This is a genomic window from Flavobacterium kochi (assembly GCF_048286715.1).
In the GTDB taxonomy this organism is placed as follows: domain Bacteria; phylum Bacteroidota; class Bacteroidia; order Flavobacteriales; family Flavobacteriaceae; genus Flavobacterium.
In genome coordinates this window covers 18144-36799 of the sequence record NZ_JBLVPW010000022.1, presented here as the reverse complement: position 1 = coordinate 36799, position 18656 = coordinate 18144, and the positions used below count along the sequence as shown (strand labels likewise).

Sequence of the window (18656 nt, the reverse complement as noted above, 5' to 3'; positions counted from 1 at the left end):
GTCTTACAAATTTTTGGTTAAAATGGTTTTGGCATTATCGTTTCTGGAAATCTGTTCTATAAAAAGGCGGTATTCATCGTACTCTTTGTTAGAATAGGATCCTTTTTTCAAGAACATTGTGCGTTTGTAAATCAGATTATTGGCGTCTTTTTTTATAATTTCCGTCTTGTATTCTCCGAATTTACTTTTCAATTCAAAATTATCAGGCAAGAATTCAATTGAAAAACCTGGTGGCAAAGTAATTGCTATCTCATCCGAATCAGCATAGCCTCTTTGAATTTCAAACGGATTTTTACGATTTCTGATTCGCTTTATATTTCCTGCAATTTGGTTATATCCATTGACCACAAACATCATTTTATTTCCAGAAATATTTCCGTAATTAACAGCATTAATTTCAGCATTTTCAGTAAACCGAATATACTCTTTGTCGTTTGAGAAGGATATTTTATTAATTTTCAAATTATTGATATTATCCCAATATGCTTTATAATACGCTTCTTTGTCGGTCGGTTGAAAATTTTCAATTGGAGCTTTTTGATTGTACTGTGAGCCTTGCGAAACAATAGTTACTTTTCCAGAAAAAAAGCCCGTTTCTGATAGGGAGTAGGTTCCTTGACTAATTTGGGTATTGTCTTTATCCTGATACATTTTCGTTCGTACAATTTCTCCACCATCGGGCTTCATAATTAAAACATCTCTATCATCCGTAAAAGTCCCTTGGTAGCCAAAAGGAGTATCCTGACTCGTACATTCAAGCCAGACATAATTGGATCCGTCAGGAATTGATAAAATCATGTGATTGCCTTGCATGGATACAAAATCAGACTCAATGTTTCGTTTACGTGAACTTCCGTATAGAATAGTATTGTATGAAGGAACATCAACTGCATTAAGAAGTGCTTTTGTATAATTAGTTAATGCCTTGCAATCCCCATATCCCAATCGATCCACATCAGCAGCTGACATCGGTTTCCAACCTCCAATCCCAACACTAATGTTTACATATCGCGATTTTTGTTGCACATAGTTATAAATCAGCTTTGCTTTTTTTATCGGGTCTTTAACGTCACCAACAAGCGTTTTCATTTTTAATTTAGTTTCCTCGGGAAGTTCTGTCGTTCCTGACAAAATTTTATCGGAATACCATTGTCCGAACGTTGCCCAAGTTTTCGCATTCCCATCTACATTTTCCAGATGAAAATTTTCTAAACCCATCATTACTTTTGGAAAAATACTATTAAAACCAGGACTGTAATCTTCTTCTTTTTGAGCGGTGATCGCAGTAGCGGTATACGAAAGTTGCGTGGCTGTATCTACTGTTTTATTGATTTTAAAATTAGAAAAATTAGATTCCATCTTTTTAAAACCGAGATTCTCGGGATAATTTACATTCAAAACACTTTTTTCAACACTTACAAAGTAATCACTTAGCGGATACCATTGCGGAATGAAAGCAGTATTTGAACTTTCTACTTCGCTTTCATAAATGATGGTAAAGGGATATTGAGTGGGTGTATAATCCAAATAAATAATACGGTCGTCCGAGAAAATTGTACTTCCGCTTACGGCACTTTGATCTTTGAAATCTTTCCTTTTTATTTTCTTTATTTCCAGACCTAAGCCATCGAAAACGGATGCTTCAATATTTTTTACGGAGGAAGTTTTGCTGTAATATTCTTTTGCTTCAGCTGCGCCAAGTCCCTTTTCATTCAGAATAGTAACTACTCTTTTATTCTTGATAGTCATGTTCCTTTGAGACGAAATAGTGATATCAATTTGATTCAAACGAACTACGGCATTCGCATTTTCTTTGAGACTATCGGCAATAGATAGCGTATTATATTCGCTTTTTTGGGCAAGAAGAAATGTAGAGGAAAATAACAATAGAAAACAAGTAAATTTGAATTGCATAGTTTACATTTTTCTCAAATTTATAAGAAAAATTCGGCAAAAAAAATTTATTCTCTGTTTTTACTATCTATTTGTATGGTTACAGGGCCATCATTTAACAAAAGCACCTTCATATCCGCACCAAAAATACCTGTTTGAACTTTCTTATCCAACTCTATTTCTAGACGTCTTACAAAATTTTCATACAATGGAATGGCAACTTCTGGTTTTGAGGCTTTGATATAGGAAGGACGATTGCCTTTTTTAGTGGAAGCATGAAGTGTAAATTGACTTACCACAATGACATCGCCGTCAATGTCTTTAACACATCTATTCATGACCTGATTTTCATCACCAAAAATGCGAAGGTTTGCAATTTTATTAACCAACCAGTTGCTGTCTTCTTGTGTATCGGCATCTTCAATTCCAACGAAGACCAACAATCCTTTTTTGATATCCGCTACAATTTTTTCAGCAATGGTTACAGAGGCTGAGGAAACTCTTTGAATTACGACTTTCATTCTTATTTATGCTACAGTAGACGCGCTACATCACGTCTTTATTATTCCCTGGTTTTATCACTAATTATTCGGTCTTCATTATGAATATCCGTACGATAATGTTCATCGTCACCTTCGAGAATTTTAAGATAACTTCTATAACGGGACCATGCAATTTCATCTCTTTCCAAAGCCGCTTTAATGGCGCAATTCGGTTCCTCTTTGTGCAGGCAATTATTAAATTTACACTGGTCTTTTAATTTGAAAAACTCAGGAAAATAACCACTCACTTCTTCTTTTTCCATATCCACGATTCCAAACCCTTTGATTCCAGGTGTATCAATGATTCTGGCATCAAATGACAAATCATACATCTCTGCAAAAGTTGTTGTATGCTGTCCTTGCTTACTTGCTTCAGAAATCGTTTTTGTCTTCAACTGCAGGGAGGGTTCCATGGCATTGACCAAAGTTGATTTTCCAACACCTGAATGTCCTGAAAACATACTCACTTTACCAATCATCATTTCTTTCAATTCTTCGATTCCTTTCATTTCAGTTGAAGAAACGCGTAAGCATTTGTATCCAATTTCCTGATACACGTGCTGCATGTACAATTGCTCGTCAAGCGTGGCTTCGTCAAAAGTATCAATTTTATTAAAAACCAATATCGTTTCAATTCCATACGCTTCTGCAGTAACCAGAAAACGGTCAATAAAATTAAAGGTCGTTGGTGGATTATTTATGGTAACTAACAGGAAAACCCTATCGATGTTCGAAGCAATAATATGCATCTGATGCGATAAATTCACTGATTTTCGAACGATATAATTCTTTCTGTCGTGAATTTTATGAATAGTTCCGGTCACAGTGTCCGATGTTTCTTCGAGTTCATAATCCACAACATCGCCTACAGCAATGGGATTGGTACTTTTGATTCCTTTAATCCGGAATTTCCCTTTCATACGGCATTCAATAAAATCCCCTTGTTCGGATTTTACCGTGTACCAACTTCCTGTAGATTTGTATACTAGTCCTGTCATTTTTTAATTTACAATTTACGAATTCGGTTTTTTGATTTAAAACCTTAGACTTTGCAAAGGTAATTCTTTGTTTCAGGTTTAAAGTTTAAAGTTTAAAGTTTTTCACTTTGAATAGTCATTACTGTTAATTAGAAATAGAAAACCCCTACAGCTTTTGACAAAAAAGTTGTAGGGGTTAATTTAGAAAAACCATGGAAAAATAAATTTCCTGTTTTTAAATTGCATATGAAAAACTTCCGGACAATACTTTCAACCAAATCATCAGTTGATGACATTAGTTCTCAAATTTAAAGGTTAAATTGACTACCAAAAAAAAACCTACAAAATGCAGGTTTTTTAATAACTAAAATAATTATCGTATTCGGTCCCTTTAAGAGTTTAATATTTTCTCCTGGTGACCAATACTTTCCTGGTGAATATTTTTGAATAATTTAATTATAAATTCTTCTGTCAATCCTTTTTTTCCACCTTCCAAAATCATTTTCTCCTGGATTTCATTCCAACGATTGTTTTGCAATACCGCAACGTTAGCGTCTTTTTTCACTTGACCAATTTCGTCAGCTACTTTCATACGTTTTCCTAACAATTCCAATAAATTAGCATCCAAAACATCGATATTCGCTCTCAGTTTTGTCATTTTATTTGTAAATTCGTCCGTGTCACCACTTACTTTTCTCACTTTCAAATCTTTGAAAATTTGTTTCAATGCATCTGGTGTAACTTGTTGCGCTGCATCACTCCAAGCATTGTCAGGATCATTATGCGTTTCGATAATCATACCGTCATAATTCAAGTCCAATGCTTCCTGAGTCACTTCAAGAATCATATCACGGTTTCCTGTAATATGTGACGGATCAATGATTAATGGCAAATCAGGAAATTTGTTTTGCAATTCAATAGCAATCTGCCATTCTGGAATGTTTCTGTATTTTGTTTTTTCGTATGTAGAAAACCCTCTGTGAATCACTCCTAAATTCTTGATTCCGGCAGCATATAAACGCTCTACTCCACCCAACCATAAAGCCATATCTGGATTTACAGGGTTTTTAATCAATACAATTTTATCAGTACCTTTTAATGTATCAGCAATCTCTTGAACCGCAAATGGATTTGCAGTGGTACGAGCACCTACCCATAGTACATCAATATCATGCTCCAAAGCTAATTTACAGTGCGCTGCAGTTGCTACTTCAGTTCCCATTAATAAACCTGTTTCAGCTTTTGCTTTTTGCAACCATTTCAATCCTATTTCTCCAACACCTTCAAATCCTCCCGGACGTGTTCTTGGTTTCCAAATTCCTGCTCTAAAAACACTCACATCTGAATCTTTCAATTCATGTGCAATTTTCAATACTTGTTCTTCTGTTTCAGCACTACAAGGTCCTGCGATCACAAATGGATGAGTCAAATTGAATGCATTCAACCAATTTCTCATTTCTTTCTTGTTTTCCATCTTTTTTAATTTTTACTTTTTTTTATTTTATTCTGTGTTGTTCTTTTTAATGGTAACCTGCCCTCTGATTGCTGATTACTTTTTTACATGTATTCCGTTTAATATTTCCTTTATTTTATTCACACTTTGCATTTCATTGTAAATCGCATCATAATCTTCCTTTTCTAATAATTCCTTAAACTTTGATAAATTAGAAATGTATTCCTCCAATGTTTTTACTACCTGCTTCCTGTTTTGTTTAAAAATAGGCGTCCACATTGCCGGAGAACTTTTCGCCAAACGAACCGTGCTTTCAAAACCGGAACCCGCCATATCAAAAATATCCTGTTCGTCTTTCTCTTTATTAATTACCGTTTTCCCAAGCATAAATGCACTGATATGCGATAAATGCGATACATAAGCAATGTGTTTATCATGTGATTTCGGATCCATGTAACGAATTCTCATTCCCATAGCGGCAAAAAGCTGCAACGCTTTTTCCTGTAATTTGAAAGTCGTTTTCTCCACCTCACAAATAATATTCGTCTTCCCTTGAAACAATCCTTTTATCGCTGCCGAAGGTCCTGAAAACTCTGTTCCTGCAATAGGATGTGTCGCTATAAAATTCCTTCTCTTAGGATGATTGGCAACCGCTTCACAAATTGGTGTTTTTGTAGAACCCACTTCAAAAACAATCGTCTGATCACCAATAACATCCAACACTTTTGGCAAAACAATCAACGCAACATCAACCGGAACAGAAACAATTACAAAATCTGCGTGTTTTAAATCCTCAAAAGTCGCACCAGACTCAACAACTCCTAAAGCAATTGCTTCCTGCAAATGATTTTCGTTAGTGTCAATTCCATAAATTTTGGCTTCCGGATGCAGTGCTTTAATGTCCAATACCATCGAACCACCTATCAATCCTATTCCTATTACGTGTATATTCATTTCTTATTTTTTTGTAGCTATCCCGGATTCCCATTGCTATAAGGGCTAAGGCCTCTCTTTTTTTTAGAACTTTTCAGCTTTATTCAAAACTTTATTCTTCTTTTAACCTTAATTAGACGCGATAAATACCGCCTCTACTCAAATCTGTCTATTGCTTCTTGTACTTTTTCCTCTTTTACACAAAGTGCAAACCGAATATACCCTTCACCATTACTGCCAAAAATTGTTCCTGGCGTAATGAAAATAGATTTATCATATAAAATTTCATCTATAAATTTTTCCGCCGATGCAATTCCGTCAGGCAATTTTGCCCAAACAAATAATCCAACACCTTCTTTATATACTTTACATCCTAATTTCTCAGCCAGTTGTTCGGTAAGAATTCTGCGCTTTCTATAAATCGCATTCATCGATTCAAACCAGCTCTTGTCACTTTTCAAAGCTTCAATCGCCCCTTTTTGAATTCCGTAAAACATACCGCTGTCCATGTTGCTTTTTACTTTTAGTACGGCATCAATACAAGCTGCATTTCCTAAAACCATTCCAACTCTCCAGCCCGCCATATTAAACGTCTTACTCAAAGAATTCAATTCTAAAGCCACCTCTTTTGCACCTTCTACCTGCAACAAACTCATCGGATTGTCATTCAAAACAAAACTATACGGATTGTCATTGACTAACAATAGCTGGTGTTTTTTGGCGAAAGCCACCAATTTTTCAAACAACTGTAAACTTCCTCTTGCCCCTGTTGGCATGTGCGGATAGCCAATCCACATGATTTTCACTTTCGATAAATCCAGTTTTTCCAAAGCTTCAAAATCCGGCTCCCAATTATTCGCTTCTTTTAAGTCATAATAAACAGGAACTGCCCCTACTAAATTCGTCACCGAAGTATACGTCGGATATCCTGGATTTGGAACCAAAACATGATCACCTTCATTCAGGAAAGCCAGAGAAATATGCATAATCCCTTCTTTCGAACCCATCAAAGGCAAAATCTCCGTATTTGGATCCAACGCCACCTGAAAGTTGTTCTGATAAAAATCAGCCATTCCCTTTCTCAATTCTGGTAACCCCTGATAACTTTGGTACTGATGTGCATTTTCTTCTCGCATCGCTACAGCCACTGCTTCAATAACCGCCTGTGAAGGTTGCAAATCCGGACTTCCAATTCCCATATTGATAATCGGTTTTCCTTCAGAAGCCAATTGTCTCACTTCTCTCAATTTTGAGGAAAAATAGTATTCTTCAATTATATCCAGACGTTTCGCTGTAGTAATCATGGTTTTGTATTTTTATATTCGCCTAAAACTTTAAAGTATTCTGCCATAATGGTCAATAATGCTTTTGCCTTAGCATAATCTTCGTATTTTTCGAAAGTAACATCGACAAAAAAAGAATATTTCCAGGGAGTTTCTATTTTTGGTAACGATTGTATTTTGGTTAAATTCAATTTACAATCACTCATTACATTCAGCACCGCTGCCAAACTTCCGCGTTTGTGATCCAATTCAAATTTGATAGAAGCTCTGTTTATTTCGGTTTCTTCAACAAATGAATTCTCCTTTTTAATAATAACAAATCGTGTCATGTTATTATTTATCGTTTGGATTTCCGGAGCTAAAATTTCTAATTCATACATTTCAGAAGCCGTCTTACTCGCAATCGCTGCAATCCCTTTCAACTGATTTTGATGTATTCTTCTTGCCGTTTCAGCGGTATCTTTATCTTCAACTAATTTTATGTTTGGATATTTTTTTAAAAACTCCATACATTGCAGCAAGGCCATTGGATGAGAATGCACTTCCTGAATATCTTCAATTTTTTGACCCCTCAGCGCCATTAAATTTTGATGAATATCCAAATAATGTTCTCCGATGATGTGCAAATTATTTTTGTCAATCAAGGCGTAATTCGGAATGATCGGTCCCGCAATCGAATTTTCTATAGCCATAACCGCTTGATCCGATTTCCCGGACAATAAACTGTCCACCAACTCTTCAAAAGACAAGCATTCATCTACCTCAACATTCTGATAGTAATATTCTTGTGCAACCTGATGATGGAAACAGCCTTTTATACCTTGTATTGCAATCTTTGTTCTCATTCGAAGCTACTATTTGTTTTAATTTGAAAATGAAATTTACATCAATCCTGATTCGTATTCTACCAATTTTTGTTGTGCTTATTTCATATATACTCAAAAAAAAATCCTGATTTTCATCAGGATTGTATATTAGTTTTATTTGTTTTTTGTTTTTCAAATAACCATAGCACAATCCCTTACTTCCTAAAGAAGAAATAATAAGTATTGCTAAAGTAAAAACGGTTATTAGACATTATATTCTCTGTTTTTTAATAATTTCTATGCAAATGTATAACTTATTTCAAGCCAACCAAAAAAAATATTTAATTTTATATAACAAAAAAAGAATTCTTTGTTAAAACTACTTTATATTGCAAAATACACAAAAAAACAGCCGCTTTTTACCGATTCCAAAACGTCTTTCTGCCCCATTCCGATTCGAAAAACAAATTTAACCAGCTAAATTCACCAAAAGCCATCTTTTTCCTTCTGCAATCCGCGTTACCAGCATCGACGCAACTAAGTCACCGTTAGCATTCAACAAGGTCGCCATTGGATCTACCAATGTTCCTACAATCATCGCCGCCGGCAGAGCCTGTTCCATCGGAAATCCATAAACGGTTATAGCTAAAATTTCCCCTATATAGCCACCATTTGGAATTCCGCCTTCGACTACTGAAACGATGATCGTGATTCCGATAGCCGTAAGCAATGTAAAAGGATCGGTGAAATCTTTACCAAACATCGCAAAAACAACCGCGATTTTTATAATGGATGACATACTGGAACCATCTTTATGCAAAGGGGCACCTAAAGGAATAACGATATTCCTTATGTGACTTGGAATATTCATGCGTTCTGCTCCTTCCAGATTAGCAGGAATCGTGGCAATACTGCTGCAGGTTCCTAATGCGGTCAAAGACGGAGTAATATTATTTTTCCAAAACACATTCAATCCTCTTCTTCCACCAGCCATAAAAGCATACAAACTGAAAAACACGACGAAGTAAAAAGCACAAACCGCATAATAAAGCGCCAGCGGTTTTGCATAAGCCCCAAATAATTGTGGTCCAAAAATTCCAACCTGATAAGCAAAATAGGCCCCCAAACCGATTGGAGCCGTTTTCATTATCAGGTGCAGCAATTGTTTCATCACTTCGTTCCCGGAATTTAGAAACCGACTAAAATCCTTCCCTTTATCACCCGAATGCAAACTGGCAAATCCAATTAGAAAAGAGAATATAATAAGCGCCAACATATTTTTTCGCGACAATAATTCAAAAAAATCATTAGCGGTAAGCAATTGTGTAATTTGAGAACCCGCTGAACTTGATTGAATAGATTCCAATGGAATTTTTGAAATGATAATGTCTTGCTGAATTGGAAACAGCAGTACACCAATAACCATCAAAATAGCCGAGATCAATACGGTACTTAGAAACACACCGATTACAATTACAAATAATTTTCCCAGTTTCTCTGATTTTTCTAAATTGGCAATCGAGGATGAAATGGTAAAAAACACCAACGGGATAATTGCTGTAAACAATAAATTCAAAAATATATCCCCCAAAGGTTTAATCACTTCTACTCCTTTTCCAAAAACCAAACCTAATATACTTCCTGCCAGAATTCCTCCCAACAGCAATAAAATACTTTTGTAGTTTTTTAAGAAACTGCCTGTTTGTGTGTTTTTTAAATTCATACTGCTACCTTGTTTACGGTAAATATATAAATCTAAAAATGAATAGCAACCCACTTTGCAAACTTTGACGAACGTCTTTTTACCTATTCCGCCACAAAAAACAATAAATCAATGATTATTCTGTTTACTTTTGCAACAAATAAAATTCCATGTCAATAGAAGTAACTAATATATCCAAAAGTTATGGTGCCCAAAAAGCACTGGATAACATTTCATTTTCTGTAAATAGGGGAGAAATCGTTGGTTTTTTAGGCCCAAATGGTGCCGGAAAATCGACTTTAATGAAAATATTGACAACTTATATCAATGCCGATCAAGGGACAGCCCTGGTAAATGGACACGATGTAAACACCCAGCAAAAAGCGGTGCAACTTTCTATTGGCTATTTACCGGAACACAATCCGTTGTATTTGGATTTGTATGTGAGAGAATATTTAGCTTTTAATGCCGAGGTCTATAAAGTAGCTAAATCCAGAATCGAAGATGTAATCCAACTGACCGGTTTAAGTACCGAAAGTCATAAAAAAATAGGTCAATTATCCAAAGGATACCGCCAGCGTGTAGGATTGGCTAATGCTTTGTTACATAATCCCGATGTTTTGATTCTTGATGAACCAACAACAGGTTTAGACCCAAATCAATTAACCGAAATACGTAACGTAATTAAAAACGTGGGAAAAGATAAAACGGTTTTTCTATCTACACACATTATGCAGGAAGTAGAAGCGATTTGCGACCGTGTGATCATCATCAATAACGGTAAAATTGTCGTCGACAAAAAACTGGATCACTTAATTTCCGAAGACAAGGAACAAGTTATCGAAGTGGAATTCGATTATAAAATCGAAGAACAGGTAATTGCCAAAATAGAAAATCTTGTTTCTTATAAAAATACACACGGTATGATTTGGGAGTTAACTTTCAAAGCCGACAAAGACATGCGACCAGCGGTTTTTGATTTTGCGAATGCAAATGGCTTGAAAACCTTACAACTCAACCAGAAGAACAAAAATCTGGAAGCCGTTTTCAGAGAGATTACGAAGGAGTAGTATTCAAGTTGCAGATTTTAAATAAATTGGAGAAGTATTTCAAATACAAAATTCTTAACTTTTCCAAACGACTTTTGCCGTTTCCGAGGGAATCTCACTTTATGAAATTCTTCCTTCTCCAGATGAGATAGTAGCTAAACTTGACACCGAAATTCAAAATCTACTCTATCCCCAACTCTAAAACACTTGCTTTTATTTCCTCAATAGCAATCTGAATATCATTTTCATTGGTTCTCCAATTAACAAATGAAGCCCTAATTCCTTTACGACTTTGATAAACCGTTGGCGTTAGAAATACTTTTCCCTTATCATTCAAATGCGTCAAAAACAAATTTACTTTATCCTGATTGTGGTCTCCCACCAAAGTAAAACAAACATTGTTCAAACGAGTTGGAGCAAGTAATTCGAAATTTTTATTTTGGGTAATGAAATCATTAAATTGCAAGGCCATTTCAACACTATTTTCTATTATATCCTGAAAACCTTGTTTACCATACGCCATTAATGAAAACCAAACTGGCAAAGCTTTTAATCTTCTTGAGTTTTCAGGCAAAAAATTAAGGTAACTAAAATTCTCCAATGGATTTCCTAAATACGGTGCATTTGAGTTTTGAAAGGTTTCTGTTTGCAAGTTTTTATGTTCCTGTTTTACCATATAAAAAGCACTTTCATAAGGCACATTTAGCCATTTATGACAATCGATGGTAATGCTATCAGCATTTTCCCAGCCGCTTACCAAATGTTGATATTTCGGCGAACAAGCAGTAAAACCACCAAAAGCAGCGTCAATATGCCACCAGAAATTATAATTCTCCTTCAGTTTAGTTATTGCATTGAAATCATCAAAGTCAGCAGTATTTACAGTTCCCGCGCTTGTGATTAGGATAAAAGGTTTTCCGTTCAGGCTTTCAATATTTTTCTCTAAATCGGTAATATCGATCGCTTCCCTGTTTCCTTCGATTGTTTTTATTTTCGCAAATTTCTGGCTTCCAATTCCTAACATCGCCAAACATTTTACCGAAGAAGAATGTGGTGTGGCAGTTAGAATGTCTATTGGTTCTGAAATCCCGTTTTTTGCAAAATCTTTTCCTAATTGGCTACCATACCATTGTCGAGCAACTGCCAAACACGTAAAATTAGACATCGTAGCCCCAGTCACAAATCCTCCTAAAAATGATTTTGGCAAACTCAACAATTGCAACAATAAATTAATCGTTTCAATTTCTATTAAAGCAGAAACACCACCTTGTGCGTTTGTGGATTGAGGATTTGGATCGTAAATGGTAGTCAACCAATCACCAACAATCGATGCCGGAGTTGTTCCACCAGTTACAAAGCCCCAATATCTGGGTCCTGCCTGCGAAACCATTAAAGGCACTAAACGTTCGTTAAATTCTTCCAAAGCAGACAACACTCCCATACCAGAATCACAAAGTTTTCTGTGGGTAGTTATAGAATTTTTAGTAGAAGTAGGAACGTTATCAATTGAATTTAGGAAATCAATTCCTTGCTGTTTTACTATTTCAAGGATATTTTCGATGTCGTTTAAATCTTGCTGGAGGATTGAACTCATTTGGTTTAATTTACACATTAAAAATTCAATGAAGAATCAGCCTTTTTAAATTGTTTCAATTAAAAAACATGACTCGCTATTTGTCTAATATTTTCTGATTTTCCCATCGAATAATAGTGCAACACAGGAACGCCCGCAGCTTTCAATTCCAACGATTGTTGAATGGCCCATTCGATTCCTACTTGTCTGATGTCAGCTTTGTTTTTACACTGATCAACAGCATGAATCAAATCTTCAGGCAAATCGATTCTGAAAATTTGCGGCAATACTTGTAGATGTCTTTGCACTGCAATAGGTTTGATACCCGGAATAATAGGAACGGTAATTCCCATCTCTCTGGCTTTGGCAACAAACTCGAAATATTTTGCATTATCAAAAAACATTTGCGTTACCACATAGTCTGCACCTGCTTCTACCTTTTCTTTCAGTCTTTTTAAATCTGAAATTAATGAGGGAGATTCCAAATGTTTTTCAGGATAACCTGCAACTCCAATACAAAAATTGGCTTTGTTGTCAATATCCATCACATCATGCAAGTACTTTCCACAATTCAATTGGTTAATTTGCTTCACCAGATCTACGGCAAAATCATTCCCTCCTTCTTTTGGAACAAAAGACTGTTCGTCTTTCATCGCATCACCACGCAACGCCATCACATTATCAATCCCCAGATAGTGACAATCGACCAACAAATACTCAGTTTCCTCTTTGGTAAAACCACCGCAAAGCACGTGAGGAACTGTATCTACAGTATACTTATGTTTTATGGAAGCACAAATCCCCAAAGTTCCAGGACGCATTCTGGTTAGTTTTTTTTCTAATAAACCATTGCCTTTATCAACGTAAATATATTCTTCACGAGAAGTGGTTACGTCTATAAAAGGCGGTTTGAACTCCATCAGCGGATCAATATTATCGTATAATTCCTGAATACTTTTACCTTTTTGAGGCGGAATAATTTCAAATGAGAATAGTGTTTCTCCTTTTGCGCCTTCTATATGTTGTGTTACTTTCATTTTTATATCTTAACTTTTGAAAGTCGAATGTTAAGTACTTGACTGACTTTTGACTTTCTGACTAATTTAATCTGCTATATTTGGATTCAACCATTTCATGGCCACTTCGGTCGAAACACTTCTTCGTTTGGCATAATCAATAACCTGGTCTTCTTTTATTTTCCCAAGTCCAAAATACTTACTTTCCGGATTTCCAAAATAATAGCCAGAAACAGATGAAGCCGGCCACATCGCCATACTTTCGGTTAAAGTCACTCCAATTTCTTCTGCTACATTTAGCAATTTCCAAATGGTTGGTTTTTCTAAATGATCAGGGCAAGCCGGATAACCTGGCGCTGGACGAATCCCTTTGTAATCTTCGGCAATCATTGCTTCGGTACTTAACGCTTCATCTGATGCGTACCCCCAAATCTCTTTACGGATTTTTTCGTGTAAATATTCAGCGAAAGCTTCCGCAAAACGATCCGCCAATGCTTTGACCATAATCGAATTGTAATCGTCTAAATCCCTTTCGAATTCTGCTGCCCATTCATCGACACCAAAACCGGTAGTGACGCAAAATGCTCCCATATAATCGGTTTTACCACTATCTTTCGGAGCAATAAAATCTGACAAAGCAATATTTGGAGCGCCTTTTGTTTTTTGTGATTGCTGACGTAAAGTCAAAAATTTATCCAACACCTTTCCACTTTCGTCACGCAATTCAATGTCATCATCGTTCACTTGATTCGCTGGAAAAATTCCGTAAATTCCTTTAGCTGTCAGTTTCTTTTCTTTCAAAATAACGTCCAACATTTCTTTGGCATCCGCAAAAACAGAAGTAGCTTGTTCACCAACAACATTATCCGTTAAAATCGCAGGATATTTTCCGAACAATTCCCATGTTCTAAAAAACGGTGTCCAGTCGATATACGGAACCAAAACATCCAAATCGACTTCGATTGTTTTTACTCCAATAAAATTGGGTTTAACCGGATTGTAATTTTCCCAATCTAATTTCAGCTTATTGACACGAGCTTGCTCAATAGTTAAGAAATTTTTGTCTCGCGAACGGTTCAAAAATGTCTCTCTAAAAGCATCATATTCCGCTCTAATATCACTTGCATATATTTTTTTATCACTATTCAATAAATTTCCGGCAACCGTTACGGCTCTCGAAGCATCATTTACGTGAATAACCGTTTCTCTATATTGCGGTGCAATTTTCACGGCAGTATGCGCTCGTGAAGTGGTTGCCCCACCAATCATCACTGGAATTTTTATGTTTCTTTTGTCTAATTCCTTAGCCAAATAAACCATTTCATCAAGTGACGGTGTTATTAATCCGCTTAATCCAATAATATCAACGTTGTGTTCTATAGCCGCAGCGATAATTTTCTCCGGAGCGACCATCACACCTAAATCTATGATTTCGTAATTGTTACAAGCCAAAACAACTGAAACAATATTTTTTCCGATATCGTGTACATCCCCTTTTACGGTTGCCATTAAGATACGACCTGCAAAACTCGAAACACCATCTTTTTCAGCTTCGATAAATGGCAACAAATACGCTACTGCTTTCTTCATGACACGGGCTGATTTCACCACTTGCGGTAAAAACATTTTACCCGAACCAAATAAATCACCAACAACATTCATTCCTGCCATCAAGTTGATTTCGATCACTTCGATCGGTTTTGCTGCTGCCTGTCGGGCTTCTTCTACATCAATTTCTATAAATTCATCAACTCCTTTTACCAGCGAATGTGTTAATCGTTCCTGAATGGTTCCCGAACGCCATTCCTGCACTGCTTTTTCATTACTCTTGGTATCTCCTTTTACATTTTCGGCAAAGTCTAAAAGTCTTTCGGTCGCATCATCTCGTCTGTTAAGAATTACATCTTCAACATGTTCTAAAAGATCCTTTGGAATTTCATCGTAAATAGAAAGCATTTCCGGATTCACAATCCCCATAGTCATACCATGCTGAATCGCATGGTATAAAAACACGGAGTGCATCGCTTCACGAACGGTGTCATTCCCTCTAAATGAGAAGGAAACATTACTTACCCCACCACTGATGTGGGCATGCGGAAGATTTTCCCTAACCCATTTGGTCCCTCTAAAGAAATCCAATGCGTTCAGGCGGTGTTCTTCCATTCCTGTCGCTACCGGAAATATATTAAGATCAAAAATGATATCTTGAGCAGGAAAGTTTACTTTGTTTACCAAAATATCATACGAACGTTGGCAAATTTCTACTCGACGCTCGTAATTATCAGCTTGTCCTGTTTCATCAAAAGCCATAATAATTGCAGCAGCTCCATACCGCTTAATCAGTTTGGCATGATGGATAAATTGTTCTTCGCCTTCCTTTAAAGAAATCGAATTCACAACACTCTTTCCTTGCACTACTTTTAGACCCGCTTCGATAATATCCCATTTTGAGCTGTCAATCATGATTGGAACTCTTGAAATATCAGGTTCGGCAGCGATTAAATTCAGGAATTTGGTCATGGCATATTCGCCATCCAGCATTCCTTCATCCATATTAATATCGATGATTTGCGCGCCTCCTTCTACTTGTTCTTTAGCAATACTGAGTGCTTCTTCGTATTTTTCTTCCTTAATTAACCTAAGGAATTTTCTAGAACCTGTAACATTGGTTCGTTCACCAATATTCACAAAAACGCTGTCTGGCGTAATGATCAAAGGCTCTAATCCCGATAATACAAGGTTTTTTCTAGTTTCTGCTTGTGCCATTTTTTATTTTTTTTTGCCTCAAATTCATTAATTCAAATACACTGAGGCTATAATTCAGACGCAATACTTTGCGTCTCTTCGTTACATCGTTGCTGTTGATACTCTGGGTTTATACTCCTTTGCAATATCAGCAATCAACTTAATGTGTTCCGGCGTTGTTCCGCAACAGCCGCCTATAATATTCACTAAATTATCGTCTAAATATTCTTTGATGAATGCTTGCATCTGTTCGGGCGTTTCATCGTACTCCCCAAATGCGTTTGGCAGTCCTGCATTAGGATGCGCCGACACATTGAAAGAGGTATTATGTGCTAACGTTTGTAGATAGGGTTTAAGCAAATCAGCTCCCAAAGCACAATTGAAACCAACGCTCAACAATGGAATATGAGAAACCGAAACCAAAAAGGCCTCAACGGTTTGACCCGAAAGTGTTCTTCCTGATGCATCCGTAATTGTTCCGGAAACCATAATTGGAATATCGATATTGCGCTCGTCTTTGACTTCTTCTATAGCGAAAAGTGCCGCTTTTGCATTTAAAGTATCGAAAATAGTTTCTACTAAAAGCAAATCACTTCCTCCGTCAATTAAGGCTTCGACCTGTTGTTTGTAAGCAATACGCAAATCATCAAAAGTTACGGCTCTGTATCCTGGATCGTTTACATCCGGCGACATGCTCGCTGTTCTGTTTGTTGGCCCTATTGATCCGGCTACAAAACGAGGTTTATCTGGATTTTTTGCTGTAAATTCATCAGCTACTTCACGGGCGATTCTTGCCGATTCATAGTTGAGTTCGTAAACCAAATCTTCGAGATGGTAATCTGCCATTCCGATGGTGGTCCCAGAAAAAGTATTCGTTTCAACGATATCAGCACCTGCTTCAAAATAGGCTGCGTGAACCGCACGAATAGCTTGCGGCTGCGTAAGTGATAATAAATCGTTGTTCCCTTTTAAGGAGTGCGGAAAATCTTTGAAACGTTCCCCGCGAAAATCTTCTTCCGAAAAATTATAGCGTTGTAACATCGTTCCCATAGCTCCATCGAGTATGAGTATGTTTTTTTTAATGGCTTCTTGAATACTTGACATTTTATTTTTTTATTGTTGTGTTTTGATGATCTGAATAAAACCAAAAAAACAAATTTTTACTCCTTAGCCCCAAATTATAGTGAAAATCCTTTTCTTTGCTATCAAAAAAAGTAAAAGATTCTAACAGAAAGCCGTAACAATGACGCAAAAATTACGCCAATCATCCGCTCTAAAAAAATATCGATATGTTGTCAAGAAAAGGTTTGAGAAATACTATGGAAGTATTCTTGTGTTATCTATCTTAAATACTCAAAAAGCAAGTATAAAGTAGAATGTAGCACCTTCTTTAAAGATAAAGGGTTGCTAAGGTTTCATCGGGTCTTTCCCTCCGCCTTTCGTGATAACTTTCAATAAATATAGGAACACTGCAAAGTAAAGACATAGCGTTAATAATTGCAAGTATTAACGCTATATTTTTTTATTAGTTTTATACTATGGCTTTTACCACGGCTTTTGGAGCCTCTTTACGGGTTCCGTCAAATCCGTCAACACCAGAAACTGTAGTATATTTCAATACATATTTCTTGCCTGGATTGATAATTTGGTACGCTGCCTGACACATTAAAGTCGCCTCGTGGAATCCACAAAGAATCAGCTTTAATTTTCCAGGGTATGTATTTACGTCTCCAATGGCAAAAATTCCCGGAATGTTCGTTTGGTAATCCAATGCATTATTTACTTTAATTGCATTTTTTTCAATATCTAATCCCCAGTCTCCAATTGGACCTAATTTTGGAGTTAATCCAAAAAGAGGAATAAAATAGTCCGTCGCAATGGTTCTGTGCGCTCCATTTTCTTCAATATCAATTGATTCTAAATGTTCGGCACCATTCAAACCAATTACCTCAGCAGGGGTAATCATTCGTATTTTCCCTAAATCTTTCAACTCTTGTACTTTTTCAACAGAATCTAATGCCCCTCTAAATTCATTTCTTCTGTGAATCAAAGTCACCTCAGAAGCGACATTGGACAAGAAAATACTCCAGTCCAAAGCAGAATCACCACCTCCGGCAATTACAACTCTTTTGTCTCTGAATTTCTCTGGATTTTTGATGAAATATTTTATCCCTTTATCCTCGTAAAATTCAATATCTTCGATAAGTGGTTTTCTTGGCTCAAAACTTCCTAATCCACCAGCAATCGCAACAACCGAAGCATGAAATTTCTTTCCTTTATTTGAGGTTACAATAAAACTTCCATCTTCTTGTTTTGCTATAGTTTCTGCACGTTCGCCAAGAGTAAAACCAGGTTCGAATTGTTTGATTTGTTCCATCAAATTATCAACTAGATCACCCGCTAATACTTCAGGAAATCCTGGAATATCATAAATAGGTTTTTTGGGATACAATTCTGAAAGTTGTCCGCCCGCTTGTGGCAGTGCGTCTAAAATATGACATTTTAGCTTTAACAATCCCGCTTCAAAAACTGCAAATAAACCTGTTGGCCCGGCCCCTATAATTAATATGTCTGTTTTAACCATTTTTTTATTCTTTATATGTGTAATTATGCTAAACTATTTTACTGCAAATTAACGATTGATTTTTACTAATTAAAATGATAAATATCAGTCGTTACTTAGT

At 36.3% G+C, this 18656-nt stretch carries 14 protein-coding genes and 1 riboswitch; of the genes, 1 reads left to right on the top strand and 13 read right to left on the bottom strand.

The window, feature by feature from the left end; genetic code table 11:
- Positions 1 to 3: 3 nt before the first annotated feature.
- The 8 genes from ACNQGH_RS17360 to ACNQGH_RS17325 all read right to left on the bottom strand — a co-directional run bounded on the left by ACNQGH_RS17360 (position 4) and on the right by ACNQGH_RS17325 (position 9610).
- Positions 4 to 1914: a DUF3857 domain-containing protein gene (locus tag ACNQGH_RS17360; RefSeq protein ID WP_417957278.1), complete on the bottom strand. Its 1911-nt coding sequence runs from the start codon at positions 1912 to 1914 to the stop codon at positions 4 to 6.
- Between the two features lie 47 nt (positions 1915 to 1961).
- Complete coding sequence (gene dtd / locus ACNQGH_RS17355) at positions 1962 to 2414, bottom strand: D-aminoacyl-tRNA deacylase (protein WP_417957277.1); 453 nt, start codon at positions 2412 to 2414, stop codon at positions 1962 to 1964.
- Positions 2415 to 2455: 41 nt separating this feature from the next.
- Entirely contained in the window at positions 2456 to 3433 is a 978-nt protein-coding gene (gene rsgA, locus ACNQGH_RS17350; protein WP_417957276.1) for a ribosome small subunit-dependent GTPase A, read from the bottom strand.
- Between the two features lie 370 nt (positions 3434 to 3803).
- The gene (locus ACNQGH_RS17345; RefSeq protein ID WP_417957275.1) at positions 3804 to 4886 is read right to left on the bottom strand and encodes a chorismate mutase; all 1083 of its coding nucleotides are present in this window, start codon (positions 4884 to 4886) and stop codon (positions 3804 to 3806) included.
- Positions 4887 to 4961: 75 nt separating this feature from the next.
- A complete protein-coding gene (locus tag ACNQGH_RS17340) occupies positions 4962 to 5819 on the bottom strand; it encodes a prephenate dehydrogenase (RefSeq protein ID WP_417957274.1) in 858 nt (285 codons plus the stop codon).
- 134 nt (positions 5820 to 5953) lie between these two features.
- Entirely contained in the window at positions 5954 to 7102 is a 1149-nt protein-coding gene (locus ACNQGH_RS17335) for a pyridoxal phosphate-dependent aminotransferase (RefSeq protein WP_417957273.1), read from the bottom strand.
- Positions 7099 to 7926: a prephenate dehydratase gene (locus ACNQGH_RS17330; RefSeq protein WP_417957271.1), complete on the bottom strand. Its 828-nt coding sequence runs from the start codon at positions 7924 to 7926 to the stop codon at positions 7099 to 7101. The genes ACNQGH_RS17335 and ACNQGH_RS17330 overlap by 4 nt, the downstream gene beginning before the upstream one ends.
- A gap of 430 nt (positions 7927 to 8356) precedes the next feature.
- On the bottom strand, positions 8357 to 9610 hold the full coding sequence (locus ACNQGH_RS17325) for a dicarboxylate/amino acid:cation symporter (protein ID WP_417957270.1): 1254 nt from the start codon (positions 9608 to 9610) through the stop codon (positions 8357 to 8359).
- Between the two features lie 149 nt (positions 9611 to 9759).
- On the opposite strand from ACNQGH_RS17325, the gene gldA reads away from it, so the two are divergent.
- A complete protein-coding gene (gldA, locus tag ACNQGH_RS17320; protein WP_417957269.1) occupies positions 9760 to 10659 on the top strand; it encodes a gliding motility-associated ABC transporter ATP-binding subunit GldA in 900 nt (299 codons plus the stop codon).
- 160 nt (positions 10660 to 10819) lie between these two features.
- Here gldA and ACNQGH_RS17315 read toward each other — a convergent pair whose 3' ends face one another.
- The 5 genes from ACNQGH_RS17315 to ACNQGH_RS17295 form a co-directional block, all read right to left on the bottom strand.
- Positions 10820 to 12232 (bottom strand): pyridoxal phosphate-dependent decarboxylase family protein, encoded by a 1413-nt coding sequence (locus ACNQGH_RS17315; protein WP_417957268.1) that lies wholly within the window; start codon positions 12230 to 12232, stop codon positions 10820 to 10822.
- Positions 12233 to 12291: 59 nt separating this feature from the next.
- Positions 12292 to 13248, bottom strand: coding sequence for a methylenetetrahydrofolate reductase [NAD(P)H] (metF, locus tag ACNQGH_RS17310; protein ID WP_417957267.1), 957 nt, complete (start codon positions 13246 to 13248; stop codon positions 12292 to 12294).
- 66 nt (positions 13249 to 13314) lie between these two features.
- Positions 13315 to 15993, bottom strand: a complete 2679-nt coding sequence (gene metH, locus ACNQGH_RS17305) for a methionine synthase (RefSeq protein WP_417957266.1) — start codon at positions 15991 to 15993, stop codon at positions 13315 to 13317.
- 81 nt (positions 15994 to 16074) lie between these two features.
- A complete protein-coding gene (locus ACNQGH_RS17300; protein ID WP_417957265.1) occupies positions 16075 to 17076 on the bottom strand; it encodes a homocysteine S-methyltransferase family protein in 1002 nt (333 codons plus the stop codon).
- Positions 17077 to 17305: 229 nt separating this feature from the next.
- Positions 17306 to 17423, bottom strand: a riboswitch (SAM riboswitch).
- Positions 17424 to 17503: 80 nt separating this feature from the next.
- Positions 17504 to 18556 (bottom strand): NAD(P)/FAD-dependent oxidoreductase, encoded by a 1053-nt coding sequence (locus ACNQGH_RS17295; protein WP_417957264.1) that lies wholly within the window; start codon positions 18554 to 18556, stop codon positions 17504 to 17506.
- Positions 18557 to 18656: the final 100 nt, after the last annotated feature.